This window comes from Tateyamaria omphalii, assembly GCF_019802125.1.
Classification (GTDB): Bacteria; Pseudomonadota; Alphaproteobacteria; order Rhodobacterales; family Rhodobacteraceae; genus Tateyamaria; species Tateyamaria omphalii_B.
Genome location: NZ_JAHVHT010000001.1, coordinates 931,611 through 958,419 on the forward strand (window position 1 = coordinate 931,611; position 26,809 = coordinate 958,419).

At 60.8% G+C, this 26,809-nt stretch carries 25 protein-coding genes; 2 read left to right on the forward strand and 23 right to left on the reverse strand.

Going from position 1 to position 26,809, the window contains the following annotated elements:
• Positions 1-63 precede the first annotated feature (63 nt).
• From KUV51_RS04645 to KUV51_RS04735, 19 genes are all read right to left on the reverse strand, one after another.
• Positions 64-474, reverse strand: a complete 411-nt coding sequence (locus KUV51_RS04645) for a hypothetical protein (RefSeq protein WP_222520422.1) — start codon at positions 472-474, stop codon at positions 64-66.
• 46 nt (positions 475-520) lie between these two features.
• The gene (gene purF, locus KUV51_RS04650; protein ID WP_222521241.1) at positions 521-1,975 is read right to left on the reverse strand and encodes an amidophosphoribosyltransferase; all 1,455 of its coding nucleotides are present in this window, start codon (positions 1,973-1,975) and stop codon (positions 521-523) included.
• A 116-nt stretch (positions 1,976-2,091) separates the two neighbouring features.
• Positions 2,092-2,652 carry a hypothetical protein gene (locus KUV51_RS04655; protein ID WP_222520423.1) on the reverse strand — a complete coding sequence of 187 codons (561 nt, stop codon included), beginning with the start codon at positions 2,650-2,652 and terminating at the stop codon, positions 2,092-2,094.
• Between the two features lie 244 nt (positions 2,653-2,896).
• A complete protein-coding gene (locus KUV51_RS04660) occupies positions 2,897-3,451 on the reverse strand; it encodes a CvpA family protein (RefSeq protein WP_222520424.1) in 555 nt (184 codons plus the stop codon).
• A 32-nt stretch (positions 3,452-3,483) separates the two neighbouring features.
• Complete coding sequence (radA, locus tag KUV51_RS04665) at positions 3,484-4,851, reverse strand: DNA repair protein RadA (RefSeq protein ID WP_222520425.1); 1,368 nt, start codon at positions 4,849-4,851, stop codon at positions 3,484-3,486.
• 39 nt (positions 4,852-4,890) lie between these two features.
• Positions 4,891-5,640 (reverse strand): DNA repair protein, encoded by a 750-nt coding sequence (locus KUV51_RS04670; protein ID WP_315898791.1) that lies wholly within the window; start codon positions 5,638-5,640, stop codon positions 4,891-4,893.
• Between the two features lie 163 nt (positions 5,641-5,803).
• Positions 5,804-6,553, reverse strand: a complete 750-nt coding sequence (locus KUV51_RS04675) for an ABC transporter ATP-binding protein (protein ID WP_222520426.1) — start codon at positions 6,551-6,553, stop codon at positions 5,804-5,806.
• Entirely contained in the window at positions 6,550-7,323 is a 774-nt protein-coding gene (locus KUV51_RS04680; protein ID WP_222520427.1) for an MlaE family ABC transporter permease, read from the reverse strand. Before KUV51_RS04680 ends, KUV51_RS04675 begins: the two co-directional genes overlap by 4 nt.
• Positions 7,320-8,354 carry an alanine racemase gene (gene alr, locus KUV51_RS04685; protein WP_222520428.1) on the reverse strand — a complete coding sequence of 345 codons (1,035 nt, stop codon included), beginning with the start codon at positions 8,352-8,354 and terminating at the stop codon, positions 7,320-7,322. Before alr ends, KUV51_RS04680 begins: the two co-directional genes overlap by 4 nt.
• Before the next feature lie 56 nt (positions 8,355-8,410).
• Positions 8,411-9,220 carry a DUF1194 domain-containing protein gene (locus tag KUV51_RS04690; RefSeq protein WP_261385643.1) on the reverse strand — a complete coding sequence of 270 codons (810 nt, stop codon included), beginning with the start codon at positions 9,218-9,220 and terminating at the stop codon, positions 8,411-8,413.
• A 124-nt stretch (positions 9,221-9,344) separates the two neighbouring features.
• On the reverse strand, positions 9,345-10,838 hold the full coding sequence (locus tag KUV51_RS04695) for a replicative DNA helicase (RefSeq protein WP_039686422.1): 1,494 nt from the start codon (positions 10,836-10,838) through the stop codon (positions 9,345-9,347).
• Between the two features lie 270 nt (positions 10,839-11,108).
• Positions 11,109-11,783: an orotate phosphoribosyltransferase gene (locus KUV51_RS04700; RefSeq protein ID WP_222520429.1), complete on the reverse strand. Its 675-nt coding sequence runs from the start codon at positions 11,781-11,783 to the stop codon at positions 11,109-11,111.
• Between the two features lie 75 nt (positions 11,784-11,858).
• The gene (gene pyrC, locus KUV51_RS04705) at positions 11,859-12,890 is read right to left on the reverse strand and encodes a dihydroorotase (RefSeq protein WP_222520430.1); all 1,032 of its coding nucleotides are present in this window, start codon (positions 12,888-12,890) and stop codon (positions 11,859-11,861) included.
• Between the two features lie 33 nt (positions 12,891-12,923).
• Entirely contained in the window at positions 12,924-13,877 is a 954-nt protein-coding gene (locus tag KUV51_RS04710) for a phosphoadenosine phosphosulfate reductase (protein ID WP_222520431.1), read from the reverse strand.
• 88 nt (positions 13,878-13,965) lie between these two features.
• A complete protein-coding gene (locus KUV51_RS04715; protein WP_222520432.1) occupies positions 13,966-15,012 on the reverse strand; it encodes a glycosyltransferase family 2 protein in 1,047 nt (348 codons plus the stop codon).
• The gene (locus tag KUV51_RS04720; protein WP_261385644.1) at positions 15,009-15,683 is read right to left on the reverse strand and encodes an FkbM family methyltransferase; all 675 of its coding nucleotides are present in this window, start codon (positions 15,681-15,683) and stop codon (positions 15,009-15,011) included. Before KUV51_RS04720 ends, KUV51_RS04715 begins: the two co-directional genes overlap by 4 nt.
• Positions 15,684-15,711: 28 nt before the next feature.
• Positions 15,712-18,087: a glycosyltransferase family 2 protein gene (locus tag KUV51_RS04725; RefSeq protein WP_222520434.1), complete on the reverse strand. Its 2,376-nt coding sequence runs from the start codon at positions 18,085-18,087 to the stop codon at positions 15,712-15,714.
• The gene (locus tag KUV51_RS04730; RefSeq protein ID WP_222520435.1) at positions 18,087-18,713 is read right to left on the reverse strand and encodes a sulfotransferase; all 627 of its coding nucleotides are present in this window, start codon (positions 18,711-18,713) and stop codon (positions 18,087-18,089) included. The genes KUV51_RS04725 and KUV51_RS04730 overlap by 1 nt, the downstream gene beginning before the upstream one ends.
• Positions 18,710-19,738 (reverse strand): glycosyltransferase family 2 protein, encoded by a 1,029-nt coding sequence (locus KUV51_RS04735; protein WP_222520436.1) that lies wholly within the window; start codon positions 19,736-19,738, stop codon positions 18,710-18,712. The genes KUV51_RS04730 and KUV51_RS04735 overlap by 4 nt, the downstream gene beginning before the upstream one ends.
• 196 nt (positions 19,739-19,934) lie before the next feature.
• Here KUV51_RS04735 and KUV51_RS04740 point away from each other — a divergent pair, with 196 nt between their 5' ends.
• A complete protein-coding gene (locus KUV51_RS04740; protein WP_222520437.1) occupies positions 19,935-20,843 on the forward strand; it encodes an AAA family ATPase in 909 nt (302 codons plus the stop codon).
• Between the two features lie 60 nt (positions 20,844-20,903).
• Positions 20,904-22,151 carry a vWA domain-containing protein gene (locus KUV51_RS04745; protein ID WP_222520438.1) on the forward strand — a complete coding sequence of 416 codons (1,248 nt, stop codon included), beginning with the start codon at positions 20,904-20,906 and terminating at the stop codon, positions 22,149-22,151.
• Positions 22,152-22,375: 224 nt separating this feature from the next.
• Here the strand turns inward: KUV51_RS04745 and purL are convergent, their stop codons facing one another.
• From purL to KUV51_RS04765, 4 genes are all read right to left on the reverse strand, one after another.
• A complete protein-coding gene (gene purL / locus KUV51_RS04750; RefSeq protein ID WP_222520439.1) occupies positions 22,376-24,535 on the reverse strand; it encodes a phosphoribosylformylglycinamidine synthase subunit PurL in 2,160 nt (719 codons plus the stop codon).
• Positions 24,536-24,873: 338 nt separating this feature from the next.
• Entirely contained in the window at positions 24,874-25,266 is a 393-nt protein-coding gene (locus tag KUV51_RS04755; RefSeq protein ID WP_222520440.1) for a hypothetical protein, read from the reverse strand.
• A 436-nt stretch (positions 25,267-25,702) separates the two neighbouring features.
• Positions 25,703-26,119, reverse strand: coding sequence for a hypothetical protein (locus KUV51_RS04760; protein ID WP_222520441.1), 417 nt, complete (start codon positions 26,117-26,119; stop codon positions 25,703-25,705).
• 246 nt (positions 26,120-26,365) lie between these two features.
• Entirely contained in the window at positions 26,366-26,758 is a 393-nt protein-coding gene (locus tag KUV51_RS04765; RefSeq protein ID WP_222520442.1) for a hypothetical protein, read from the reverse strand.
• Between the last annotated feature and the right edge of the window lie 51 nt (positions 26,759-26,809).

Here is a 26,809-nt window from a genome sequence, read left to right on the forward strand (position 1 = left end):
GCCTTCGGACGATGCGCAAAGCCTTGCCCATTGACGTGTGGGCAAGCGGCAACGCGGTGCTGATCAGCGCCCGCGTTTCGCCCTATGGTAGGTAAGTGTGAGTTGGGCGAGCTGCCATACTGCGTCTTCGTCCAGTGGCGTCTCAGTATCAAACCCAAGGGCACGCCGGCCATCATTGTGGAATTGACCGGGAAAACGCAGGTCCATCTGTGCCGCCAGGTCCGTCTTGCAATCCACAAAGGCCAGCAGCCGGTTCGGTGTTGAGGGCGACCAATCCACGCGCAGGGTCGACCCGGTGCGCGCACGTGTCGGCCGCCATGCGGGTTGGCCCCATTTCAGGCTTTCGTCAAGCGGGCCGATATCTTCGGAGGTGGCGACTTCGTGCACCAGCGTACGTGTGCGCAGGAAATGCGTTTGTGCAGGTGTGGGCCAGGTTTCAACGCGGGCGAGGATATCGGTCGGTGTCATGTTCATGGCGTCACCATGAGCGACACCCCTGTCAGGTTTCGGCAGCAGGCAGCTATTCCGCGGCCTTCATCTCGAAACCCTTTTCGATCATGTCGGCGGGTTCCACGGGGTATTCGCCCGAGAAGCAGGCGTCGCAATACTGCGGGCTGGAGGCGTCGCGACCATTCGCTTCGCCCACGGCGCGATAGAGGCCGTCAAGCGAGATGAACTTGAGGCTGTCGACACCGAGATGCTCGGTCATCTCTTCCTCGCTCATGGTCGCGGCCAGCAGCTTTTCGCGTTGCGGCGTGTCGACCCCGTAGAAGCAGGGCCAGGCTGTTGGCGGCGAGGCGATGCGGAAATGTACCTCTTTCGCGCCTGCATCAAGGATCATCTCCTTGATCTTGCGTGAGGTGGTGCCGCGCACCACGCTGTCATCGACCAGGATGACCCGCTTGCCGCGGATCAGGGCGCGGTTCACGTTCAGCTTCAGGCGCACACCCATGTTGCGGATCTGCTCCGTCGGTTCGATGAAGGTGCGGCCCATGTACTGGTTGCGGATGATGCCCATGGCATAGGGGATGCCCGACTCCAGCGAATAGCCGATGGCCGCCGGTGTGCCACTGTCGGGGACGGGGCAGACGAGGTCGGCATCGACCGGGTTTTCCTTGGCCAGCTCGCGGCCGATGGCCTCGCGGGTTTCATAGACCGAGCGACCGCCGAGGATGCTGTCGGGGCGGCTGAAATAGACATGTTCGAAGATACAGAAGCGGGATTTCTGCGGGCGGAAGGGGAAGCGGCTCTCGATGCCGTGGTCGGTGATGACCACCATCTCGCCCGGTTCGATCTCGCGCACAAACTCTGCGCCGATGATGTCGAGTGCGCAGGTCTCGGAGCTGAGTACATAGCCGGTGTCGAGCTTGCCCAGCACCAGCGGACGGACCCCAAGCGCGTCGCGGACACCGATCAGCTTGGTGCGGGTCATGGCGACGACGGAAAACGCGCCTTCGACCCGACGCAGCGCATCTTCCATCCGTTCGGGGATGTTGCGTTGTAACGACCGCGCCATCAGGTGAATGATGCATTCGCTGTCGGAGGACGACTGAAAGATCGAGCCGCGCTCGATCAACTCGCGCCGCAGGGCGTCTGCATTGGTGATGTTGCCGTTATGGGCGATGGCCGCGCCGCCCATGGCGAACTCGCCAAAGAAGGGTTGCACGTCGCGGATCGCGGTTTGTCCCTTGGACCCGGCGGTCGAGTAGCGCACGTGTCCGATGGCGAGCGAGCCAGGCAGCGTTTCCATCACGTCCTGGCTGGTGAAGTTGTCGCGCACATAGCCAAAGCGCCGGGCGGAGTTGAAGCCGTGGTCGGGATGGTGGGCGACGATCCCGCCCGCCTCTTGCCCCCGGTGTTGCAGCGCATGCAGGCCAAGGGCCACGAAGTTTGCCGCATCCTTGGTCCCGAGGACCCCGAAAATCCCGCACTCTTCCTTGAGTTTGTCGTCGTCAAAGGGGTGTGCTGGCGGCATGAGCGCTTGCGCGGCGAGGTCGGACAAGGGGCAGCTCCGAATCCGTGGATGGGATATGGGCGCGGTGTACCAAGCCCGGGTGCCCCTGTCACGAAAGGATCACAAACTGCGACCCTTTACGCAGCGACCGTGTCCGGTTGGCCAAATTTGCCTGCAGATGCGGCCAGCATGGCACGGGCATTGCCGTAGTCGAGGCGCGGAAAGAAGCTGTCGCCGGTGCTCGGGGCGGCATGGATCAGCAGGCCGGACTGGGCATAGACCATTTCCTCGTCCGCGAAATGCAGCTCTGCCAGGTCCGGACCATGAAACAGGGTGGGGCGGATACCGCGCCACCCGCTCAACGCCTTCACCGGGACCGAGACCACTGGCGCGTCCATCCAACCGGATGGTGTATGCAAGGCGACATGCGCGTCGGCAGGCAACGAGATGTCGGAGCAGGTGGACAGCACGCCGCCCGGAACATGCACCAAGGGTGATGTGCGACTAGGATTTTTGATCGCAGTGATCTCTGCAAATCCCCCGTCGAGGGTCGCGACCGCGTCACCGACCTGCAACGCATCGACGGTGCGCCATCCAGTTTCGGTTTCCAGGACGGTGTGCGCAGTCAGTGTCGCGCAGATGCTTGGGGTGGAAACAGGTGTGATATCGGCAAAGGCTGTGTCGTGATTCAGAAACATAGGGGGACCTCCGGGTCGGGACTGTGTGTTTGTTCTGGGGACCAGAACACTCCACAAATCTGCCGCTTTTTGGTCACAACCACGGCCAAAGCCGGGCGCTGTTTCGCCACAGTCACCAGTGGGTGCACTGGGCCCGATACTCTCCGCATCTGCGCGACGCGATTAACCGGGGGTTAACCATGATCCGCGCCTATCTGCGCCACGGACGCCCTCGAAATGTCTGATTCTCAGATGTGTTGGTGATCTATTCGCCGCACACGCCCACGAGGCTCTCGTATTGTCGGGTGATCCAGCCAAGCGCTTCTTCAGGGTTCTGCTCTTCGATCTGCCCAGTGAAGCGGCCGAAGACAGCTGCCGAGCGGCTTTCGTCGACGATGGTGAACTCCTGGCCCGTGATCACGGTGTCATAGACAAAGAACGCGATCGCGACGAGCAGGATGCCGCGCGCCACGCCAAACAGGAACCCAAGCCCCTGATCCAGACCACCCAGAGCTGAGCGTTGGATCAGTGAAGAAAAGAGCGGGGTAAAGAGCGACACCACGATCAAGGCCACGGCAAAGACAAGGGCAAAGGCGCCGATGATGCTCAACTCGCAACTGTCGGCGATGAAGTCACCGACGACGGGGATCTCGCGGACCAGCGGTTCGACCCGCGGTGCAAAGAGAAAGGCAAGGATCGCGGCGGCAATCCAGCCGGCGATTGCCATGGCTTCGCGTACGAAGCCCCGTCCATAGGCCAGAAGCGCCGACAGGATGATGACGACGGCCACGACGCCGTCAATGATGGTGAACCCTTCCATGGTCCTGCCCCTTTGTTCTGCCCCGTATGCGCTTACCCTGCGCCGAACACGTCACCTACAAATCCGGTCAGGTCGCTGAAGCGCTTCAGCGTCATACCGGGTGCGCCCTGGGCTTTGCCGCCCTTGGGTGCAATGGCGGATGAAAAACCAAGTTTTTGGGCTTCTTTCAACCTGTTTTCGGTTTGGGGCGCAGGTCTTAGCGCGCCAGACAGGCTGATTTCGCCGAAAACCACTGTGTCGGCGGGCAATGCGCTGTCCTCACGCGCCGACAAAAGCGCTGCCGCCACCGCCAGATCTGCCGCCGGTTCGCTGATTTTCATGCCGCCCGCAACGTTCAGATAGACATCGAGCCCCGCAAAGGGGATGCCGCAACGTGCTTCGAGCACGGCGAGGATCATGGCGAGCCGCCCGCCATCCCAGCCCACGACGGTGCGCCGCGCTTGGGAATGGGGCGAGGGGGCGACAAGCGCCTGCATCTCGCACAGGACGGGCCGTGTGCCTTCAATACCTGCAAAGACGACGGATCCGGGTGACGGCTCACCCCGTTCCGACAGGAACAGGGCGGAGGGGTTCGTGACCTCGGCCAGCCCTTTGCCAGTCATCTCGAACACACCGATTTCATCGGCGGGGCCGAAGCGGTTCTTCACCGCGCGCAAGATGCGGAACTGGTGGCCGCGCTCGCCTTCGAAATAAAGGACGGTGTCGACCATGTGCTCGACCACACGGGGGCCAGCAATCTGACCCTCCTTCGTGACGTGGCCAACAAGGATAATGCTGATGCCCTTACGCTTGGCGAATGTCGTCAGTTCATGCGCTGCGGCCCGCACCTGGCTGACAGAGCCGGGGGCGCTGTCGACGGTATCGAGCCACATCGTCTGGATCGAATCGATGATGGCGAGGCCGGGGGCCTCGGCCTCAAGCGTGGTCAGGATGTTGCGCAGGTTTGTATCAGCCGCCAATTGCACGGGGGCATCGGACAGGCCGAGGCGCTGTGCGCGCATGCGGACCTGCGCGCTGGCTTCCTCCCCGCTGACGTAGATGGTTTTCAGGCCCTTGCGTGCGAAACGCGCCGCTGCCTGCAAGAGCAGCGTGGATTTCCCGATGCCAGGATCGCCGCCCACAAGGATGGCCGAGGCAGGCACCAGGCCACCGCCCAGAACACGGTCCAGTTCTGCAACCTTGCTCTCGGTCCGTGGCGGCGGTGTCTCTTCGGTGCTGAGGTCGGTCAGCGCAACCGTCTTGCCACGCTGGGCACCGAGCCCCTTGCTCGACGGACCGGCAGACAGACCGGTGTCTTCCGAAATGGTGTTCCACTCCCCACAGCTGTCGCAGCGACCCGACCATTTGGAGAAAGTCGCGCCGCAAGCCGAGCAGGAATAGGTGGTCGTGGATTTCGCCATGCGCGACGGTCTGCCAGCGAGGGCAGGGGGCGGCAAGCCCTATTCGACGCGCATGGGCAGTTGTGTGACCTTGGATGGCTTGGCGGGCTGGTTGAGTTCCGGCAGCAAACGCTCCATCTCGTCCAGAAGCCGTTCCAGATGGGCGCGGGCCACGTTTTCCTCCAGATCAAGCCGATTGATCCAGGTCGAAAACTCGCCATGGATGGCCTTGGCCTGTTCGAGCCGCTCGTTGAACTGTGCAATCTCGAACTGACGCTGCTTGAGGAACGACCGCGCGCGCTCGACCTTTTCAGTAGAGTATGCCTCGGCCAGATCGCGGCTGATATGGGACATCTTGGCGGCCAGTTCCAACAGCTCCGGCTCCAGCATTCCCAGGTCCGGGTGATCCCGCAGATAGGCAAGCCTGTCCCTAGTGCTCTCGAACGCATCGCCGAGGTTGAACACCCCGTCTCGATCGCCGTGATGCGCGGCATGATAGGCCCGCGTGATGTCGTCCACACCAACGTTGAATTGCCTGTGTGAATTCTCAAGCTGCATGATCCGCGCGTTGGTCGGCAGAAAGAAACACAGCGCGACAGCAAAGACGGTTAGCCCGATCTGTGTCAGCATCCCGGCATGCGCCACATGCACGCCGTCCCACATGACGGGCAGATCAATCCAGGGCCACACCCCTGCAATTGCCAACCCCGTTGCCACTACAGAAAACAGCGCCAATCCAGCAAACAGGATCAGAGCCAACCGCCGCATCATTTCCGCAAACACGCGCGCGGCAAAAATCAAATGGTTCACCAGCCTTCCCCCCAGAAGACAAATTATTCCATCACCATAGATTTAAGCGTCGGAAAATACAGCCAAAAAGTTGTGGGTCGCGCGTGCAATCCGACCCTACTGTTTCCAGATGCGCAGAAATACCGCGAGATGGCCTGTATTATCCGCAAGACGTGCGGCGCGATCAACGCACTGTTTCAATGGGCCCCTCAGCCCGCCCATTGATGAACTGATCCAGGTAGGGATCGTGCGCTGCATCAATGTCGGCCACCGGCCCGGTCCACCGGATTTTCCCGCCATGCAGCATCGCCACATTGTCCGCGATGGTGCGGACCGAGGTCATGTCGTGCGTGATGGTCATGGTGGTAGCCCCCATCTCCGTCACGATCTCGCGGATCAGATCGTTGATCACCCCCGCCATGATCGGGTCGAGGCCGGTGGTCGGTTCGTCGAAAAAGATGATCTCGGGCTCTGCCGCAATAGCACGGGCGAGGCCCACGCGCTTTTGCATCCCGCCTGACAATTCGGCAGGCAACCTGTCAGCGACATCTGCTGTTAGCCCAACGCGGCGCAGCTTTTCGATGGCGATCTCGCGCGCCTCGTCCTTGGGTCGTTTCAGGCTGCCCCGCATCAGGCGAAAGGCGACGTTCTGCCAGACGGGCAGCGAGTCGAACAGGGCCGCGGCCTGAAACAGCATACCGAAGCGGGCGAGAAAGGCGTCGCGATCCCTTGTCTGCGTTACGTCCTGCCCGTCCACGGTGATCGTACCGCGCTCTGGCGTCACAAGACCCAGAACCGTCTTGATGCAGATGGACTTGCCTGTCCCCGACCCGCCGATGATGACCATCGACGTGCCACGTTCGACATGCAGATCGACACCGCGCAGCACGTGGTTGTCGCCAAAGGATTTGTGGACATCAGACAGCGTGATCATACCGAAAAGAACACCCCCGTCAGAACGAAGTTCGCTGCAAGGATCAGGACGGCTGCGGCCTCCACAGACCCTTTCGTGGCCCGGCCCACGCCTTGCGCACCCCGGCCCGAGTTCATGCCGAAATAGCAGCCCATCAGCGCGGCCAAACAGCCGAACACAGCCCCTTTGACCAGCGAGGACACGACATCGCGAAGCTCAAGAAAATCAACCGTGTTCTGGATATAGGCCGCTGCATTGAAGCCCAGCGTGCCAGTCGCAACGGCGTAGCCACCAAAGATGCCGATCACATCGCCCACACCCACCAACAGCGGCACGGCGAGCGTTGCGGCCAGCACACGCGGCACGGTCAGGTATTTCATTGGATGTGTCGACAGGGTGACCAGCGCATCAATCTGCTCCGTCACTTTCATCGTCGCAATCTCTGCCGCGATGGACGATGTCACCCGCGCGGCAATCATCAGACCGACCAGCACAGGACCCAACTCACGCACCATACCGATGGCGACGATCTGCGGCACAACCGCCTCGGCATTGAAACGCGCGCCGCCAGCATAGATCTGCAATGCCAACGCGCCGCCGGTGAAGATCGCCGTCAGGCCGACCACAGGCAGCGACAGCCATCCGATGTTCAAGAGGGCAAGCGCAAATTCGCGCGGATAGAACGGCGGCCGCACCAGATGCGTGAGTGTCGCGCCCAGGAACATCGCCACGCGCCCGATGGCCGCAAGCAGGCCGAGCGTGACAGCGCCGATCCCGGCCAGAAGCCTCATTGGACAAGCGCCCTGTGATAGCGCAGGCCGAGCGACGTCAGGATTTCATATCCTATGGTGCCTGCCGCGTCCGCGATAGTGTCGACAGACTGGTGCTGACCCATCAGCTGCAGATCAACCGGATCATGGCCCGCATCGGTCACATCCGCCGTGATCAGGTCCATCGACACGCGACCAACAACGGGGCAAGGCACATCCCCGGCATAAAGCGTGGCATTCGGTCCCATGGCGCGGATCAGACCATCGGCATAGCCACCGGACACGGTGGCGATGCGTGCATCGCGCGGCGCAATCCATGTGTTGCCATAGCCCACAGTCTCACCTTGCGCGACATCGCGCACCTGTATGACGGGCAGGTCGAGGGTCACAACCGGCGTCGCATCAACAAAGGGCAGCCCGCCGTAAAGCCCGATCCCGGGCCGGGTCATGTCGAAATGATATTCACGGCCAAGTATTGTGCCACCGGTCGCAGCCAGCGAGCGCGGCACATCCAGCCCGTCCGTCATGGCGCGAAACTCCGCCAACTGGTGGGCATTCATCGGATGGCTTGGCTCATCCGCGCAGGCCAGGTGCGACATGATCAGGGTAGGGCCCTGCGCCACTGCAATGTCGCGCACTGCGGACCATTCGGCAGGCTCCATGCCCAGCCGGTTCATGCCGCTGTCCAGTTGGATGCCAAAGGGATGGCCCGGCAGCGCCTCCACGTGGCGCAGCATCTGATCGACGGAGTTCAGGAGCGGGGTGAGCGCTGCCTCGCGAATGGCCGTGGTGTCGCCCACCATGTGCCCGGAAAAGACATAGATGGCAGGGCCTTGCCCAATAGCACCGCGCAGCGTGTTGCCTTCATCCGCTGTCGCGACAAAGAAGCTGCGCACACCGGCTCGCAAGAGCGCACGGCCGACGACAGGGGCGCCAAGCCCGTAGCCGTTGGCCTTGACCACAGCGCCGGTCTCGCCTTCACTCATTGCGTCAAGGGCCTGCCAGTTGCGCACAAGTGCGCCAAGGTCGATAGAGAGGGTCGCGGACGTCATGAGCGCCTGTTTGGCAGGACGGCGCGCATTGGTGAAGGGGGAAAAATGCGCGCAGCTTACGGCAGGGCAAAGATGTCGCGGTTCTGCTCCCAGATCTCTTCACCGATCAGACAATTGTAAGACGCGGCTGAGCGGACCTGTGCCTGCCAGAGCGTCGCGGGTTGACCAGCGATCTCAAGTACCAACTTGCGGCGCACCGCGTCTTCAAATTCAGACCAGTCCGTGACCGGAACGACAAAGGCGCCGGAGCCGCCAATGACACAAGCGGTATAGTAGACATCCAGATCGGGGATGTTCCAGCGGGCCATGATCCCTTCGTCCTGGGTCATCAGGGGCAAGCCGTTGATTGTGATCCCGCGCGCCAGCACCTCATCACGGGCGCGCGTGACCGGGACGCCCATATTGTTCGGCCCATCGCCGGAAACGTCGATCACACGGCGCAAGCCTTCGAAAGTGTTGTTATCGATACTTTCGGCGGCATAGGTAAGGGCGCTCGAAATCGAAGTGCGGCGCATCCCCTGGTCAAAATGCGCCGTGATCCGTCCGGCGATACGCGCTGCATCTTCGGGTGTTGCCAAGACGGTCCAAGGCACGATGGTGCGTTGATGGTAAGCGCCCGCCCATTCGACATAGGTGATCGCGATACGGCCCAGAAAGCCGCGGCCAATGGCGTCCTGTACCTCGGGCGATTGCAGAGCCGCCGCATAGCCACGCCGCTGTATTTCCAGCTCGTAAGGCTGCATGGACCGGCTGACATCGACTGCGAGGAACAGCTCAACATCAACCTCGACAAGGTTTTCGGCTCGAACAGAAGCAGCGAACCAGACCAGCAAAAACACCAGGAAGCGCATGATACAACCGTGCATTGCAGGCCGCGCCCTGTCCAATCAAAATCCGGTCTTGCTCTTCTTCTGGCGGAAAATACTTCGGGGGAGCCGAAGGCGGGGGCAGAGCCCCCTCAAAAATGGTGTCGCGACAGCGTCCGTTGGATCAGAACCCGGCCTCGCCACCACCGCCCTGCTGCCAGGGCTGCACCAGGTTGCCAAAGCGGGTGAACCGACCCTCAAAGCTCAGGTCGACTGTGCCGATGGGACCGTGACGCTGCTTGCCGATGATCACCTCGGCGCGGCCATGCAGACGCTCCATCTCTTCTTGCCACTTCGCCATGGCTTCCAGATCGTGATCGCCGGGTTTTTCGCGCTCCTTGTAGTATTCCTCGCGGAACACGAACATGACGACGTCCGCGTCCTGCTCGATCGAGCCTGATTCCCGAAGGTCGCTCAACTGCGGCCGCTTGTCTTCTCGGCTTTCCACCTGACGCGACAGCTGCGACAGGGCGATGACCGGAATGTTCAATTCCTTGGCGATGGCCTTCAGACCCATGGAGATCTCGGCAATCTCCTGCACCCGGTTGTCGGCCCCGCCGCGCACCAGCTGCAGGTAGTCCACCATCAGCACGTCCAGCCCATGCGTCCGTTTCAGCCGCCGCGCGCGGGCTGCAAGCTGCGCAATCGGAATGGCCGGGGTGTCGTCGATAAAGAGCGGGCAGGCTTCAAGCTGTTTGGCCGCATCCACGAAACGCCGGAATTCGGCCTCGGTCATGTCGCCGCGCCGGATGTTTTCCGACGGCACCTCTGCGGCTTCCGACAGGATACGGGCCGCCAACTGCTCCGCGCTCATCTCAAGCGAATAGAACCCCACAACGCCACCCTCGATGGCACCTTCGGACCCGTCGGGCTTCAGCCCTTTCTTGTAGGCCTTGGCAATGTTGAACGCGATGTTGGTGGCAAGCGACGTCTTACCCATCGACGGACGCCCCGCAAGGATCAGCAGGTCCGACGGGTGCAAGCCCCCCAGCTTCTTGTCCATGTCGATGAGCCCGGTGGAGATGCCCGCAAGCCCACCTTCGCGCTGATAGGCCGCATTCGCAACATTGACCGCGTCGGTGACCGCCTTGAGAAAGCTTTGAAATCCGCCCTCGGATGTGCCCTGTTCCGCCAGCTTGTAAAGCGCCTGTTCCGCCTCGACGATCTGTTCCTTGGGCTCGGAGGCGACATCGACCTTCGCCGCCTTGGCGGAGATGTCGCGGCCCAGCTGGATCAGGTCACGACGCACGGCCAGATCATAGATCATCTGAGCATAGTCGCGCACGGCAAAGGCGCTGATGGCCGCACCGGCCAGGCGGGCGAGATAGGCTGGACCGCCCAATTCTTTCAGACCCTCGTCATCCTCCATGAATGCCTTGAGCGTCACCGGGCTGGCGAGGTTGTTCTTGGCAATCCGCGCAGCCGCAATCTCGAAGATGCGGGCATGCACCGGGTCGTAAAAATGGGTCGGATTGATGATCGCGGCCACGCGGTCATAGATATCGTTGTTGGTCAGGATCGCGCCCAGCAGTTGCTGCTCGGCCTCGATCGAGTGGGGCATGGTTTCTGCATCCTGAACCGCCACTCCGGTTGGATTGATCGCCGCAATCTCGTTCATCGCCCCACTCTCTGCCCGTTGTTGTTATGTCCCCGTGGCGGGGGTCTTGCCACACGCGGTGCAGGCTTGGAAACCGGGGAGCAACTCTGTGGAAAACCCGGTGGATGCCGCAAAAACGTGGTTTACACGTCTCCGCATATGGTGGTCATGCCTGTGGACGCTACCACATCTGCGCAAGAATTGGCAAAGGAATCACGTTTGTGCACAGCCATCCACAGCCGCTATGGCGTCAGAAATTGACGCAACGGAACCGTATGGGAGGCCATTCGCCTATGTCCGGGCAGCTTGCCACCCGCGCGGGTCGTTCAGAAAGGCTTCCACTCCGCTCAAAGTTGCATCGTCGACGGACCCCGACGCCTTGGCCTCGGCCAGGACATCCCACCACGTGCACAGGTGGTGCAGCGTCACACCGTGATCGCCCAGCGTCTTTTCGGTGTTGGGGAAGATGTCGTAGTAGAAAATCACGGCGGTGTCGGCGCAGGTGGCCCCTGTCTCGCGGATGGCATCGACAAAGCTCAGCTTTGACCCACCGTCGGTGGTCAGATCCTCGACCAGCAGTACCCTCTGGCCCTCGGTCATCACGCCCTCGATCCGGGCGTTCTTCCCGTATCCTTTGGGCTTTTTTCGCACATATGTCATTGGCAGACCCATGCGCTCCGCCACCAGCGCACCAAAGGGCATGCCCGCCGTCTCGCCACCAGCGATGTTGTCGAATGCTTCGAAGCCGGCATTGCGCATGACCGTTACGGTCAGGAAATCCATCAGCGTGGTGCGGATGCGCGGGAACGAAATCAGCTTGCGACAATCGATATAGGTGGGCGAGGGCAGGCCCGAAGACAGGGTGAAGGGCTCGGCCGCATTGAAATGCACCGCTTCGATCTCCAGCAACATGCGGGCGGTCAGGCGAGCCATCTCTTCTTGTGTGGGGTAGCTTGTCGGGATCATTGTGCTTTTCTTTCTGGCGTTGGTGCGGACGGATAGGGCGGGAGCCTCCGGCGGGGATTTTTTGAACCAGAGAAGTTACTGGACGGACCACGTCAGGTCGAAACCGGGGTCAAAGACAGTGACGGCGCCATCCTCGGTGTCGATGTGACCGGGCAGGTCGGGTGCAGTCTTGGTCAGGGTGATGGTGTCCGCGTTCACCGGCAGGCCGTAAAAGGCGGGACCGTTTTTCGATGTAAAGGCTTCGAGCCGGTCGAGCGCGCCGTCCTCCTCGAACACCTGTGCCAGGATCGGCAGGGTGTTGGGGGCCGTGAAGCAACCCGCACAGCCGCAGGGCAACAGCTTGTTTGCATCCGTATGTGGCGCGCTGTCGGTGCCAAGGAAGAACCGCGCCTCGCCGCTGGTGGCCGCTGCACGCAGGGCCAGCCGGTGTTCCTCGCGTTTGGCCACAGGCAGGCAATAGTAGTGCGGCTTGATCCCGCCCGCGAGGATATGATTGCGGTTGATCACCAGATGATGGGTCGTGATCGTCGCGCCAAGGCTGTCATCCTGCGCGCGGGCGTAATCAACGGCGTTGGATGTAGTGATATGCTCCATCACCACGCGCAGACCCGGCGTCGCCTTGCGGATCGGGTCGAGTGTGCGATCAATGAACACCGCTTCCCGGTCAAAGATGTCGACATCATGGTCTGTCACCTCGCCATGGACGCAGAGTGGCAGGCCGATCTCTGCCATCCTGTCCAGCACCAGTCGGACGTTATCGAAATTCGTCACACCCGAGGCAGAATTGGTTGTTGCCCCGGCGGGGTACAGTTTGACCGCTTTGACCAGACCGCTGGCATGGGCTGCGGCCACGTCGTCTGCATCGGTGTCCTCGGTCAGATAGAGGGTCATCAAGGGCTCAAATGCCGAGCCTTCGGGCAGGGCGGCGAGGATTCGGTCACGATAAGCACCGGCCTGAGCGCCCGTGACAATCGGTGGTACGAGGTTCGGCATGATGATGGCGCGTCCAAAGTCGCGGGCGGTCCAAGGCAGAACGGCCCGCATCATGGCGCCGTCGCGCAGATGCAGATGCCAGTCGTCGGGGCGAGCAAGGGTCAGAGTGGTCATGGCCCGGCGTTAGCACGGGCACGCGTTGGGTTTCTAGCCCTCGTCGGGTTGTTCTGCGGCGATGCGCAGTGCCTCTATCTCGGCCAAGCGGCGCTGGAAGCGAGGAGCCTTTTTCATGCGTGAGACGACGTTGCGCGCCATCATGTAGCTCAGGTCCGTCCGGTCGTTGCGATCAAGAGCAGCCAACACCCGTCGCAAATAGCCCGGATAGGTGCGCCGCGCACGGTAGACCTTGGCAAACTGCAGGTCATTGAGCGTGCCCTCCGCGGCCATTTCCAGCAGATCAGGCAGCACATTCATTTGCATCAGGTCGCTCTGGATCGTGTCGCCCATGTTGCGCAAGCGATATTGCGTCACGCCGGCGCGTGTGAACAGGGCCGCGTGCATCGCATCCAGCGTTTCGACCGGATCGTAGAGGACGTAGGCCTGCGCACAGGCGTCCAGCATGTCGGGCGCGTAACCGTAGCGCGAGGTGAAATCCGTGCGCCGCATTTCAACAAAACGGTCGTCCCATTCGGTCACGCGCGGATCGAGTGTAGCTTGCGGTTGGATCACCAGCACCTGCGCCCCGGGGGCCGCGACAGAGTAGGCGGCAGCGGCGTAACCGCAGGGACCAGCGCCATAAAAGAGGACCGTTTCATACTCATCGAAAAAGCCGTCATCGATCATCTGGTCGAACAGGCCAATCACATGGCGGTCGCGGAACCAGGTGTCGCCATCTGACGCAATACAAAGATGCGACCAGTCGTTGTCCCGCACCATCGACCAGCCCAGAGGTTCGGCGCGCTCGGTCAGCGCGCGCATGCCTTGTACCGATTCGAAGGTGACGACCAACGTATCGCCGCGCCGGATATGCGCCGCGAAGTGTTTGCGCCCGAGCGGTTGAAAAAACCCATGCTCATCAGCGGTTTGGGCAAGCCGTGTCAGCCACTCAGCCTTTGGCAGATCGGCGAGGTCCGGCTCGAACGGGGGCACTTGGTCCTGCATCACTCTATCCTCACGTCCCGCGATTTGGATTGCGGGTTGCGGTCGGAATACCGCTGCAATGGGGCAGAAATGCGGAAAATTTGAGTGACTATTGCCCCGATTGGCGTGCCAGATTGGCATACCGGATCATGAACTGTGCTGCCTTCGGTGGCACGGGACGCGTGGGCGGGGTCATCAGGAGACGGCCAAACAGGGCGCGAAAGGGTTCTTGCTGCATCAGCGCATCGAAGCGTGCCTTGCGCCACGCGACCGCGTCGGCATGCAGTTTGGAAAGGGTGCCATCTGCTTTGAGCGCAGAGAGGTTGGCGTCGCGCGCATTCCTGTACCGTTCAATGCTGGTATCTTCATCGGTGCTGAAATTGCGTTCCACCCAGTAGTCGACGTCCAAGATGTCATCGGAGTGCACCGCTCGGCCACGGTCCGCCTTCAGAACATAGCTCTCCATGGTCCCGAGCGGGTAGTGGTTGAGCTGCGCCAGACCATAGTTCCGGCGCCCATAGTTGGAAAAGATGCGACGTGTTTTGAACTGATCGTCCAATGCACGGCCATGGCCGTCGAACCAGCGGGCTTGCTCCAATTTGGCCGCGTCGACGTCGCGAGGGCGGTGGACGCCCGGTTTGCGATAAGTGCCATCGTTCTTGTACAGCGTCTTGAACATTGATGCGCGCCAGGGCCAGTGGAGCACTTCGGGTGCAGCCTTGACGAATGTATCTGTCAGCGGCTGGTCCAGATACCGAACCTGGCCATTGTTGCCGAACAGACGCCAGGTCAGCGTGATGGCAGTGGCGTCGGGCAGGGCAGCATGCAGGTCGGTTAAGGTCCCATCGCCCACATGGATGTTCACGAATTCATCCACGTCCAGTGGCAGGATCCAGTCAGCTGACGTGACCTGTTCCATTTTCGCTGAGGCCTTGAGCGCCGTAAACTGGATGCCGCCCTTGTCATAGGGGCCGTCATTGCGAGCATGCGTCAGCCAACCCAACTCGGCCAGCCTGTCCAGCATCGTATCCGTGCCGTCATCGCAATCATTTGAGAAAACAAGAAAATCGTCAAAACCGACAGCCCGGTGATGGGCGAGCCATTCCAAAAGGAACGCCGCCTCGTTCCGGACGGTCAAAAGGGCAAGATGGGTCACTTCAGCGGCCAGGCCCTGCGGAACGTGACAATCTTCTGCGTTGACAGTTTCGGATAATAGGCCAGCCCAGCACCCATCAATGCCCCAAAAACCGCGTTCACGCCTTCGGGCCCGATCCACTGTGGATGCAGCTCAACCACAGCGGCGCGCAGGCTGCTCAGGTCCATCTCGGGCAACAGCTCCGCCTCGCCCCCTTCAATGTCGCAGACCAGAACGGTGGGCTTGATTGCTTTGGTCTGCTGACCCGCATTGACCACATCCACCGTTTCGGTCCGCAGCACAGCATCGCCATGCGCCTCGTCGGTTGACGACGCGAGGATGTTGCCCCGCACATGAAAATCCTTGGTGCCCTTGCGCTTGCCCAACATTGCGTGATGCACGGTCGCGTTTTCTACACCATTGGCGTCATGCACACGGGCGATGTATTCGGCCAGTGCGGCGTTTGCCTCGTACACATGGACATGCGCCGCTTCGGACCTCTTGGCGACAAGGGTCGAAATATAGCCAAGCCCGCCGCCCAGTTCGAGCACCACGTCGTTCGGTTGTACGATGCGCAGCACCGCGTCGCCTTCCTTGGTCTCGTAAATCCCGCGCCGCAAGCTGCCTGCAATGCGCGGCTTCAGCACCTCCATGTCGCGCGGAAACAGCAGGCCCCGCGGCGTTTTGATCATGGGTGTCTCCACCGGCGATCCGTCCATCTCAACTCTCCATGTCGAGAGCGAGGGCATAGGCCACCCGCTCGGTCTCGGTCAGTTTGACCTTGAGGGCCTGATCGAACAGGTCTTGGAACTCCGGATTGGCGTGGAGCTCATCCGCCTTGGCCCGGTGCCATGCCAGACCTTTCTCATGCCACTTGCGCAGCTCTTTGTCCGCCATCAGGGCGTCGTATTCCGTGCGCATGCGCGGCAGATTGCGCTTGATTGTGATGTCGCGGAAATCGGACCAGTCCATACGGATCCAGTAGTTGATGCCAATGGATCGATCCACGTGCAGCGCACGCCCACGCTGCCGCTTGATCAGAAACGATTCCGCAGACCGCAGGGCATAGTGATTCAGTTGAAGGAGATCATAGCCAATTGACTTTTTCGAACTTCTCCAGCCGTTCTCGGCCACTTCTTTAGTCATGTCCTTGCCGGATCCATTCACCCAGCGCACCTTCGACTTGAATTTCGGATCCAGCTTGTTCGGGCGGTGGCAACTGATCTTTTCATAGGCCCCGATATTCTTGAACATTGTCTTGAAGCCCCAGACGGTGTGGGGCTTGGGGCAGTATTTGGGCGCACAGTGATCGAATTGGTCGATGACAAAATCGTCCTTCAACTCGGTCACCCCGTTGTGGCCGAACAGCCGCCATGTCATTGCGACATTGGTTGCGTCGGGTACGGCGTCAAAGAAATCCTGCAACGTGCCGTTGCCGGTGCGCACATTCATGAACTCATCCACGTCAATGTGAATGATCCAGTCCGCATTCTTGATCAAAGGTTCCTTCAACGACTGGTTCAGGGCGTATTGCTGGGGCGAGTTTCCTTTCCAGTTGTCGTTGTTTCGATGTTGGATCACGCCCATCTCCTGGAGCCGATCAAGAATCTCGCTTGTGCCGTCTTCGCACCCGTTGGTGTAGATCAGGAAATTGTCGACACCCATGGCACGGTGATAGGCAACCCATTCTACGATGTAAGGCGCCTCGTTCTTCATGCAGCCGACGATGACATTGCCGGTTGATCCCTTGGGAAGCTTGCGATTTCCGATTGGGGTGTAGGCTGCGGCCAGGTCTTCCTCGTTCACCGCGCCCAGTTTGTTGTGCGGCGCGAACGAGGATGTGCGCAGTTTCTCGAAATTCTGCACAGCCAGGGGCGGCATCAGCTTGCGGGCCGTGTCGGTCAGCCCGTCATCGGCTGATGTGACTGCGGCAGAAGCTGAGGCAGGGGGCGCAGTTCCATTCAGCCGTGCCAGATCGGCTGCCTTGGTCTTCCGCTCTTCCTGCGTTGCCTTGTCGATGCGCCACATGAAGCCCAACAGGTATTGCGAGGCGCGAAAACCCCGTGTCGGGTCGGCTTCCTCCCATGCTTTCTTCGCCCGTGGCGCTTTGAACAGCGTGGCCGGAAGATCATGCCGCTTGGCGATCTCCCGATTCTGGTCCGTGAATGTCTTCGAGACTGCCGCGAGCGATGCAGGATCGATCGGGTCGCCATCCACCTTGATTTCGGTGACGAAAGACCGCCAGAGCTGGCGCGGCAAGATACGTTTCTCGTTTGCAAGGACCTTTAGGATCAACTCGTTCAACTGACGTCCACGCGCCAGCCATGCTGCCGAAGGCTCCCTGAATGCGTCGACCTTCGTCGCCTTGCCCATGGTCGGCTTAATTCTGAATGCCGCCCGGATTTCGTCTGTGACCGTTTCTGCGGCAAATCCTTCGGCATCGTACGCGCGGAAGGTCAGCGCGCCATCCCCGAACACAGCATTCCAATGCCGTTCAAGGGCAGTGTAGTCCAACCAGCAAGGCGGCGCCTGATTCTCAATAAATACGCCCGCCTGCGGGTTGATCCGTGGGGCTGCGGCCAATGCGTCCGCCCACCAGGTTTTGCTTCCGGCTATTGCAAGTTCCTGCGCTAGCGAGCTACCGCGCCCTTCCATGATCTGCTCGCTGTAGTGGCGGGTCAGAAGCTTCGCAGGCTCGTCAATATGCGCCACAACACGGATATCGCTGGACAGTGGCGCAAGAAGAGCTTTCAGACGTTCCAATTCCGACTTGGACACCAGGCTCACGCCCAGTTGAGAAGCAGACAGGATCAAATGATCGGGTGAAAACTGCGCGACCTCTTTGGCGAGGTCGGACGCCACAGTGTCGTGCAAAACCTGCTGTTTGTCGCCTGTGATATACCCTCGATTGTAGCGCAACGGGTCGATATGTGCAGGATCCGTCACCGCCATGTAGAGCCGGGTATGGTTCTTGTTGCCCAAGGCACGCGAGTACAGCACGCCTTTGCTGGTCAACTGATCGCGTTTGGCTGCCATCACATTTTGCAGACGGTCCGCGCCCACCTGTTCCAGACCGATATGCAGGTGAATTTGCATCACGCGACCTCGTTCAACTTGTTCACATTGGTCTTGCCCCACCAATGGATCGGGGTCTCAATGAAGCCTCCAATCAGATCCTTGGCATCCGGGTCGGCGACATCATATTCCAGAAAATCCTCGTCATCTCGGAAGATGGCGCGCAAATGGGCATAGTGCGCCTCGATCCATTGCATCCGCTCTACGCTGGTCTCACCAAACCCCTCGGGCAGGCCGGGGATGTTGCCTGCTGGCAGGCGTGCGGTGCCCAGATCGGACCACGCCAACATGCTTTGAGATATGTGAAACGGGTCCCGGTTCGAAGCCAGAAACCGTACCCCCGGATTGTGTTTGCGGATCGCCATGATCAACCCGAAATCCATCTGCGGCCACAGGGACCGGCCCTCCCGAAGTACGCTCATTTCCGAAATGGCATCGAAACCGTCAAAATAAAAACCTGGATCACCTGTCTCGAAGTATCCGCGGTAGAGCAGATCAGCAACAAACGCCTCGTGCAGTTCCGTATTCTCGGTCTGGCGTGGACGAATACGGTGGTCGGCCACATGCAGGCCTGCCCGCCGCAAGGCGCGCGCCAGCGTCGTGGTGCCCGTCTTGGGCAGTCCAAGGTTCACGACCTTCAGCGTCATTCAGCAGGCTCCATCAGCCCCAGCTCGATCAGCATCGCCTCTTCCTGCGGTGGCAGGGTTGACGCAGCACGCAACTGCGTCTGCATCGCCTGATATTCCGGCTTGGCCAGTAACTCATCCCGCTTGGCGATATGCAGGCGCACGCATTCTTCGTGCAGCGCCTTGATTTCCTTGTCTTTCTTCAACTCCGTCAGCGCTTTCTTCAGATCCGGCAGATACCGCTGAATGCTCTTGTCCTCCCAAGCAGGATCGTTCCGCTCGCGCCAATAGGTATCATCAAAAGCGCGATTTTCGCGGTTCACATCGCCCCGATCATTCTTGACCAGATAACTGTCGAGCGAGCGCAGGGCATAGTGATTGAGCGTTGCCATCTCCCGCGCTCCAGCTGCCGGAAAGCGCCTGATCCGGCGCGGGTTCGCGGCCACAAGAAACTTGTGCGGCACCTTGCGGCCCGACCCGTCTGTCCAGTCAGGCCGCGCCTTGCCCTTCTGAAACGGCCTATGCGCGCCATAATACTGCAGCGGAAAATCATGGCGGACGAGGGACTTCACCTCAATCGCTGCCTCCCCACACCATAGGTCCGGATTGTGTGACCGGTGAAACTGCTCGATCACTGGCTTGTCGACATACGCATCCACGCCATCACTGGCAAAGAACTGAAAAGACACGGAAATCGCCTGTGGATCATCGCACGCTGCGATCAATGCCGGGATCGTGTGATCGCCTACATGGATGTTCAGAAACTCATCGACATCGGCGATCCAGACCCAATCGGCCTCGGTCACGATGTCCTGACGGCGCGCATCCTTCAGGGCCTCCATCTGATAATTCCGGCCCTCGGCCGGGTTCGGCAGGTGCTGACACAGACCCCGATCCGCCAACGCATCCAGCAACGCATCGGTCCCGTCCGTGCAGTCATTTGAATAGAACAGGTGATCGGTCACCCCGATCAAACGGTTGAAGGCAACCCACTCCAACAGGAACGGTCCCTCGTTTTTCACGCAAGTCACCGCAGTTACGCGCATGTCACGCCCGCCTTGTCTGAAGGGTCCATCACCCGCCGCCTCTGTCCTCGGGTCCACGTGCCATATGCCGCAAACCTCTTTTTCATTGCGTTAACATCATGCCATTTCAAGCGAATCGCGTCAACGCGCACGACTTTAGCAGCCCTTGACGACGGCCCCAGACGATGCAGGTTGGACCCAAGGGAAGGACCACGCCATGCACACACCCACCTCCATCGATGCCGTCCAGTCCATGCTGGCGGAGCAAGGGTATGTCTGCGACCGCAGCCTCGGCACGGTGGTGTTTCTCAGCCTGTCGCTGGGCCGGCCGCTCTTCCTGGAAGGGGAGGCCGGCGTCGGCAAAACCGAAATCGCCAAGGCACTCGCCGCTTCCCTCGGCCGCCGCCTGATCCGCCTCCAATGCTATGAGGGGCTCGACGCCTCCTCGGCGGTCTACGAATGGAACTTCCCGGCACAGATGGTGGCGATCCGTACGGCCGAAGCCGCAGGCGGCGCCGACCGCAAGGCGCTGCAAACAGAGCTTTTCTCGGACGACTACCTGATCGAACGACCGCTCCTCGACGCCATGCGCCCTGACGAAAACGGCGCTCCGGTCCTGCTGATCGACGAGTTGGACCGCACCGACGAACCGTTCGAAGCGTTCCTGCTCGAAGCCCTCTCAGACTTCCAGGTCACAATCCCCGAGCTTGGCACGATCAAGGCCCCTGAACCGCCCATCGTTATCCTCACCTCCAACCGCACCCGCGAGGTGCACGACGCGCTCAAACGCCGTTGCCTCTATCACTGGGTCGACTACCCGAATTTCGACCGCGAGATGGAAATCCTGAGCGCCCGCGCGCCCGAAGCGGCCGCAGAGCTCAGCCGCGAGGTGGTGGCCTTTGTCCAGCGCCTGCGAACAGAGGACCTGTTCAAGAAACCCGGCGTCGCCGAAACCATCGACTGGGCCAAATGCCTGCTCGCCCTCGATGTGCTCACCCTCAGTCCCGAAGTTATCGCGGATACGCTCGGCGCAATCCTCAAATACCAGGACGACATCCAAAAACTGCAAGGGTCCGAGGCCAAACGCCTGCTGGACGAGGCCAAGGCATCCTTGGAGCCAGCATGATCCAACTTCATCTTGCCAGAAAAACTTCGGGGGTCCGGGGGCTGGCCCCCGGCATGGCAGATGCCTGAATATGCCCCGCTCGAACTGCCCGAAAACCCAAAGCTCGCGGGAAACATCACCCACTTCGCCCGTGCCCTACGGCGCGCGGGTCTGCCCATCGGCACGGGCCGGGTGATGGATGCTATTACCGCAGTCACCAAGGCGGGTTTTACCGAGAAACGCGACTTTTACTGGACGCTGCACGCCTGCTTTGTCTCAAAGCCGGAACACCGGGCGGTCTTTGCCCAGATTTTCCGCCTCTACTGGCGCGACCCGCGCTATCTCGAACATATGATGGCTGCGATGCTGCCTGCTGTGCGCGGCGTGCAAGAGGATCGCGGCGCACAAGCCGCCGAAAAACGCGCGGCCGAAGCGCTGCTTGACGGCGCGGGCGACGACATCGACCTGCCCGAGATGGAAGAGGGCGGCACCGAGATCGAGATCGATGCCTCGCTTACCATGAGTGCCGAAGAACAGCTCAAGACCCTCGATTTCGAACAGATGAGCACGGATGAGATGGCGCAGGCCAAGGCGATGCTGGCGCGCATGGCGCTGCCGGTCGATTCGATGCCCACGCGCCGCACGCAGGCCGCGGGCATGGGCCGTATCGATCCTGCCCGCACCCTGCGCGCTGCGATGCGTCAGGGCGGCGAGATGCGGGATCTGAAATGGAAGACCCCAAGGGTCCGCTATCCAAACCTGGTGGCTCTTTGCGACATTTCGGGCTCGATGAGCCAATACTCACGCGTTGTGTTGCATTTCCTTCATGCGGTGGCGAACGCCAAGGGCGCCGGCTGGGCACGCGTCCACGCCTTCACCTTCGGCACCCGGCTTACCAACATCACCCGGCACCTGCACCAGCGCGATGTGGATGCCGCCCTGAAATCCGCGGGCGCCGAGGCGCAGGATTGGGAAGGCGGCACGCGCATCGGTTCATGCCTCGAGGCATTCAACAAACAGTGGTCCCGCCGCGTGTTGGGGCAGGGGGCAGTGGTCTTGCTCATCACCGATGGCCTTGATCGCGACGATCCGGACGCGCTGGCCAGACAGATGGAGCGGCTGCATCTCTCCGCTCAACGTCTCATCTGGATCAACCCCTTGTTAAGATGGGAGGATTTTGCCCCTCGCGCGCGCGGCATCGCGGCCATGCTGCCCCATGTGGACAGTTTCCGCGCTGGTCACTCCATCGCGTCGATTGAAGAGCTTGCGCAGGTCATCTCCCGCCGTGATGACGTGGGCGACCGGGACCGCCTGCTCGGGATGTTGTGAAATTGCGCGCCTGACGGCGCATTACATTGTGATTGGGCGCTGCAGACTCACCATCCCAAAAAGCTGGAGCCGTCCTTGCCCGATCTGCCGCCTGACAGGGCATGGTCACCCGCTCAAGCAGAAATGCGGTTTCCACTTACAGGGACCCTCCGCATTTCAGCTGGATCGTGCGCCCATCCCCTGTCCGTTGCCGTTCAAGCAAGGACGGCTCCAGCCCGAGGCGATTAGGCGAAGGTGTTCGCGAAGGTAGTGCGATACATGTCGCGCAATTCGGCCAGCGGAGCGGACGAGTTGCCCATCCACACGGTATCGCCCGAGAATTTGCCCACAGACACGATGGGCACGCCCGCCTTGCCTGCTTCTATCATCAATGCTTCGGCCTTGTCGAACGAACAGGCCACCAGATAGCGCGCCTGATCCTCGCCAAAGAAGCTGCCCATTTCGCTTGCATCAATCCATACGCCAACGTTTGCCGCTTCCGCCAGTTCGAAGGCTGCAAGGGCAAGTCCGCCATCGCTCAAATCGGTGCATGCATTGATTAAATGTCTGTTTTCAAGAATAAAATTTCCGTTTCGTGTCTCGGCCTCAAGATCTACGTGCGGCGCGTCCCCGTCGGTACGCCCAAAGACCTCGGCCAGGAGCGCCGACTGCCCCAGATGTCCGCCGCATGTTCCCACCAGAAGGGCAACATGTCCTTCGCGCACGTCGCCGCCGATGATGTTGTCGGGGTGGTCAATCAGGCCGACGGCTCCGATCGTCGGGGTTGGCAGAATGCCGGCGCCGTCCGTCTCGTTGTAAAGCGACACGTTGCCGGAAACGATAGGCATATCGAGCGCTTCACAAGCCTGTCCGATCCCGTCGAGTGCGCCGACGAACTGGCCCATGATCTCGGGTTTTTCGGGGTTGCCGAAGTTGAGGTTGTCGGTGGTTGCAAGCGGCCTGGCGCCGACTGCGGTCAGATTCCGGTAGGCTTCCGCGACGGCCTGTTTGCCGCCTTCGACCGGGTTGGCTTTGACATAGCGCGGGGTCACGTCCGAGGTGAAGGCCAGCGCCTTGTCCGTCCCATGCACCCGCATGATCCCTGCACCAAGTCCGGGGGTGCGCGCACTGTCGGCCATGACCATGGTGTCGTATTGTTCATAAACCCATTGTTTCGCCGCGTAGTTGGGGCTCGCAAGCAGCGCCTTGAGCCCGTCGATGGGGTCGATGGCGGGGATGTCCCCGAGGGGACTGGCCTCTGGCGTCGGTTCCCACGGGCGGTCGTATTCGGGGGCTTCGGAGGCGAGTTTGGACAGGGGCAGGTCGGCTTTGACCGTGCCGTCATGTTCGATCAGGAAGCGGTCTTCGGCGATGGTTTCGCCCACGATGGCGAAGTCGAGGTCCCATTTGTCGAAGACGGCCTTGGCCTCAGCTTCAAGTTCTGGCTTCAGAACCATGAGCATGCGTTCCTGGCTCTCGGAAAGCATCATCTCGTAGGCGGTCATGTTCTCTTCGCGCACCGGTACGTCGTTGAGGTTCAGCTTGACGCCCAGCCCGCCCTTGTCGCCCATCTCGACCGCCGAACAGGTCAGGCCCGCGGCCCCCATGTCCTGGATCGAGATGACGGCGCCGGTTTGCATCAGCTCAAGCGTCGCCTCCATCAGGCGCTTTTCAGTGAAGGGGTCGCCGACCTGCACGGTGGGGCGCTTTTCCTCGATGGTGTCGTCGAATTCGGCCGATGCCATGGTGGCGCCGCCGACCCCATCGCGACCGGTCTTGGCCCCGAGGTATACGACCGGCATCCCGACGCCGGAGGCGGCGGAGTAGAAGATCTTGTCGGCATCTGCGATGCCTGCAGCAAAAGCGTTGACGAGGCAGTTGCCGTTGTAGGCCGGATCAAAGCGCACCTCGCCACCCGCGCAGGGCACGCCGAAGGCGTTGCCGTAGCCGCCGATGCCCTCGACCACACCGTGGACAAGCTGGCGGGTCTTTGGGTGGTCCGGTTCGCCAAAGGACAGGGCATTCATCGAGGCGATGGGACGGGCGCCCATGGTGAAGACGTCTCGCAGGATGCCACCGACGCCGGTGGCGGCACCCTGGTAGGGTTCGATGTAGCTGGGGTGGTTGTGGCTTTCCATTTTGAACACCACGGCCTGACCGTCGCCGATGTCGACGACGCCTGCGTTCTCACCAGGGCCGCAGATCACCTGGGGACCGGTGGTGGGCAGCTTCTTGAGGTGGATCTTGGAGGATTTGTAGGAACAATGTTCGTTCCACATGGCCGAAAAGATGCCCAGCTCGGTGAACGTCGGCTCGCGTCCGATGATCTCGAGAATGCGGTCATACTCGTCGGGTTTCAGCCCGTGACTTGCGATCAGATCTTCGGTGATTTTCGGCTCTTGCATATGTCGTCCCCCGGCTTTGGACCGCTCTTTAGAGCAGGGACGGGCGGGGATAAAGGGTTTGTCCCCGCGGGGACAGCTTGTGCGGTACCTTTGCGCTATTTTAAGCGCTCTGTGAACGTGCCGCCAAACCAATGGCTTGCCATTGCGCACGGTGATTTCATCGGAAATTAACCATAATTTTCCAGACTGACGCACGATCCGGTGCGGTCGTGCGCGTGGCCTGTGTTTCTGGCGGTGCGATATAGGTTGTCCTGGTCCATCCAACGGACGGCAAAACCGGCCAAAACCTGAGAACCGTCAGGCCTGGCCATCACCGTCATAAGGGCATGACAGCCGTCTCAGGTCAAAAGGAGGATGGTCAGTGCGCCGTCCTGATCAGAGGCTGGATTCTGCGCCTTGATCCGCAGACGCAGCGTGTCCGCATCCAGCACCAGATCATTGCCGCGACGGGAGATGAGGTCGGTCTTGGTCGTGACGATCACGTCGCGGCCACGCAGACGAAAGATGGAGCCGGACCGGGGCAAAAGAAACAGCCGTACCCGTTCGCCACTGACGCGCAGTCCATTTGTTACGCCGACGAAGTCGCCGTCGGAGGAGTAAACGCGCACACCGCTCTTGCCATCAAATGCCGCAATGTCTTCGGCGCTGAGATCGGCCTGGCTGCCAGTTGCGGCCAGAGTAAATGCGGCGGCCATGGTGAATGCTTTCAAGGTGGTCTGAAGACGGGTCATGGGGCAATCCTTTTGAAGTTGTTGCCCATCATGTGAGTGTGCGCGGCATACGGGAAAAGATGCGGTCACGGGTACGTGTCCGTGCGTTCGCTGTCGGTGAACGGGTGGTAGGGGCAGATGCGGTCGGCATGATCGAGGTCACCAAAAGGCATGTAAGACTGCCGTCCGCTGAACCGAAGATCCAGCCGGATGCACGGCGTGTTGGGAAGACCTGGAGAATGTGAGCGGGACAGCTTTCTACAGCCTAAATCTCTGGTCCAAGGGATTGGACGGCTGCCTTTTCGAGAATGGGAAAGTTGCGTGAGCCTGCAGGTCTCGGAGGCGCTGGCCCTGTGCGCTTGGAGCAAGCGAACTGCTCTTGCCAGAACGAAAAACCGCCCTGCGATTGGCAGGGCGGTAGTCTCAGATCAGCAACCCTATGGGCTGCGATACAGAGTTATTGGAAATCGATCTCAAGCGGACCGGCTGCATTGTTGCCGCCTGCGCCGATGGATGCGTACAGCTCATCATTGCTGGGGCTGATGGCGACGCCACCGTCAACAACTGTCACGTTGGACGGATCAATGGTCAGATCCATGGTGTCACCGTTGTAGCGCAGGCCTGCTTCGAGATCGATCATGATCTCGGCGCGGTCGCCTTCACCGATGTTGAAATCTTCGATCTGGCCCAGCAGGACGCCGTCGCTTGTCACCACGTTGCCGCCTTCGATGGCTGCGATGGTGGTCACGCGGTCGGTGTCACCGGCCAGAGTGTTGGCGGGGTCGAACTTCATGTTGGCGTAGTCGTCGGCCAGCAGGGGTGCGGCGGACAGGGCCAGTGCGGTCGAAGCGATCAGTGCAATCTTGCGTGTCATTGTCAGTCTCCTTTGTATTTGTCTGACTTCGGGTACACAACGGCACCGCATTGCAGATCGTTCCCAAAAAAGCTGTCAAAAAAGCCATAAAAATAAGGGAACCTGCGGAGTACTGGGGCGTTTGGTAGAGTCGTCCCGGACGTCCGGGAATGGGAGCGGTTTTCAAACCTTTTGATATGTGGGCCGCAACGAAAAACCCCGGCACATCGGGTGCCGGGGTTTCGTGGATGTATGGCGAGAGAGCCGTCAGATGCGCGGCAGGTGCACCGTGATCTGGTCGTCATCCTCTTTGAAGACTTTTGCCTTGGTGCGGACGCGCTGCGCGTTGGCGCTCAGGAAAAGCTGTGTGCCCTGGAGCGACAGTTCCGTGGTGTTGGTGCGGATGATGATGTCCTTGCCGCTGCGGCGCAGGATGTCGCCGCTGCCGGGTTTGAGGAACAGCGAAGCGCGGTCGCCGCTGATGGACGCGCCTTCCATCAGGCCGACGAGAGCGCCATCGGAGGAATAGACGGCTGTGCCGCGGAGCTTTTCAACCTGCGCGGCCTGGCTGGCTGTGAGATCGGCCTGCGCTGTTGTAGCGGCGAGGCCCAGTGCAAGCGTGGCAAGCGCGCGTTTTGTCAATTTGGCGAGATGTGTCATTTGAAATGTCCTTTTCAAGTTGTTCTGCCATGACAACGCGCGAGGGGCGCG

Bases quoted from the DNA above. Each gene is read 5' to 3' on its own strand.
- KUV51_RS04645 (WP_222520422.1), bottom strand. From the start codon at position 474: ATGAACATGACACCGACCGATATCCTCGCCCGCGTTGAAACCTGGCCC.
- purF (WP_222521241.1), bottom strand. From the start codon at position 1,975: ATGCCGCCAGCACACCCCTTTGACGACGACAAACTCAAGGAAGAGTGC.
- KUV51_RS04655 (WP_222520423.1), bottom strand. From the start codon at position 2,652: ATGTTTCTGAATCACGACACAGCCTTTGCCGATATCACACCTGTTTCC.
- KUV51_RS04660 (WP_222520424.1), bottom strand. From the start codon at position 3,451: ATGGAAGGGTTCACCATCATTGACGGCGTCGTGGCCGTCGTCATCATC.
- radA (WP_222520425.1), bottom strand. From the start codon at position 4,851: ATGGCGAAATCCACGACCACCTATTCCTGCTCGGCTTGCGGCGCGACT.
- KUV51_RS04675 (WP_222520426.1), bottom strand. From the start codon at position 6,553: ATGATCACGCTGTCTGATGTCCACAAATCCTTTGGCGACAACCACGTG.
- KUV51_RS04680 (WP_222520427.1), bottom strand. From the start codon at position 7,323: ATGAGGCTTCTGGCCGGGATCGGCGCTGTCACGCTCGGCCTGCTTGCG.
- alr (WP_222520428.1), bottom strand. From the start codon at position 8,354: ATGACGTCCGCGACCCTCTCTATCGACCTTGGCGCACTTGTGCGCAAC.
- KUV51_RS04690 (WP_261385643.1), bottom strand. From the start codon at position 9,220: ATGCACGGTTGTATCATGCGCTTCCTGGTGTTTTTGCTGGTCTGGTTC.
- KUV51_RS04695 (WP_039686422.1), bottom strand. From the start codon at position 10,838: ATGAACGAGATTGCGGCGATCAATCCAACCGGAGTGGCGGTTCAGGAT.
- KUV51_RS04700 (WP_222520429.1), bottom strand. From the start codon at position 11,783: ATGATCCCGACAAGCTACCCCACACAAGAAGAGATGGCTCGCCTGACC.
- pyrC (WP_222520430.1), bottom strand. From the start codon at position 12,890: ATGACCACTCTGACCCTTGCTCGCCCCGACGACTGGCATCTGCATCTG.
- KUV51_RS04710 (WP_222520431.1), bottom strand. From the start codon at position 13,877: ATGCAGGACCAAGTGCCCCCGTTCGAGCCGGACCTCGCCGATCTGCCA.
- KUV51_RS04720 (WP_261385644.1), bottom strand. From the start codon at position 15,683: ATGATCAAAACGCCGCGGGGCCTGCTGTTTCCGCGCGACATGGAGGTG.
- KUV51_RS04725 (WP_222520434.1), bottom strand. From the start codon at position 18,087: ATGCAAATTCACCTGCATATCGGTCTGGAACAGGTGGGCGCGGACCGT.
- KUV51_RS04730 (WP_222520435.1), bottom strand. From the start codon at position 18,713: ATGACGCTGAAGGTCGTGAACCTTGGACTGCCCAAGACGGGCACCACG.
- KUV51_RS04735 (WP_222520436.1), bottom strand. From the start codon at position 19,738: ATGCGCGTAACTGCGGTGACTTGCGTGAAAAACGAGGGACCGTTCCTG.
- KUV51_RS04740 (WP_222520437.1), top strand. From the start codon at position 19,935: ATGCACACACCCACCTCCATCGATGCCGTCCAGTCCATGCTGGCGGAG.
- KUV51_RS04745 (WP_222520438.1), top strand. From the start codon at position 20,904: ATGCCTGAATATGCCCCGCTCGAACTGCCCGAAAACCCAAAGCTCGCG.
- purL (WP_222520439.1), bottom strand. From the start codon at position 24,535: ATGCAAGAGCCGAAAATCACCGAAGATCTGATCGCAAGTCACGGGCTG.
- KUV51_RS04755 (WP_222520440.1), bottom strand. From the start codon at position 25,266: ATGACCCGTCTTCAGACCACCTTGAAAGCATTCACCATGGCCGCCGCA.
- KUV51_RS04760 (WP_222520441.1), bottom strand. From the start codon at position 26,119: ATGACACGCAAGATTGCACTGATCGCTTCGACCGCACTGGCCCTGTCC.
- KUV51_RS04765 (WP_222520442.1), bottom strand. From the start codon at position 26,758: ATGACACATCTCGCCAAATTGACAAAACGCGCGCTTGCCACGCTTGCA.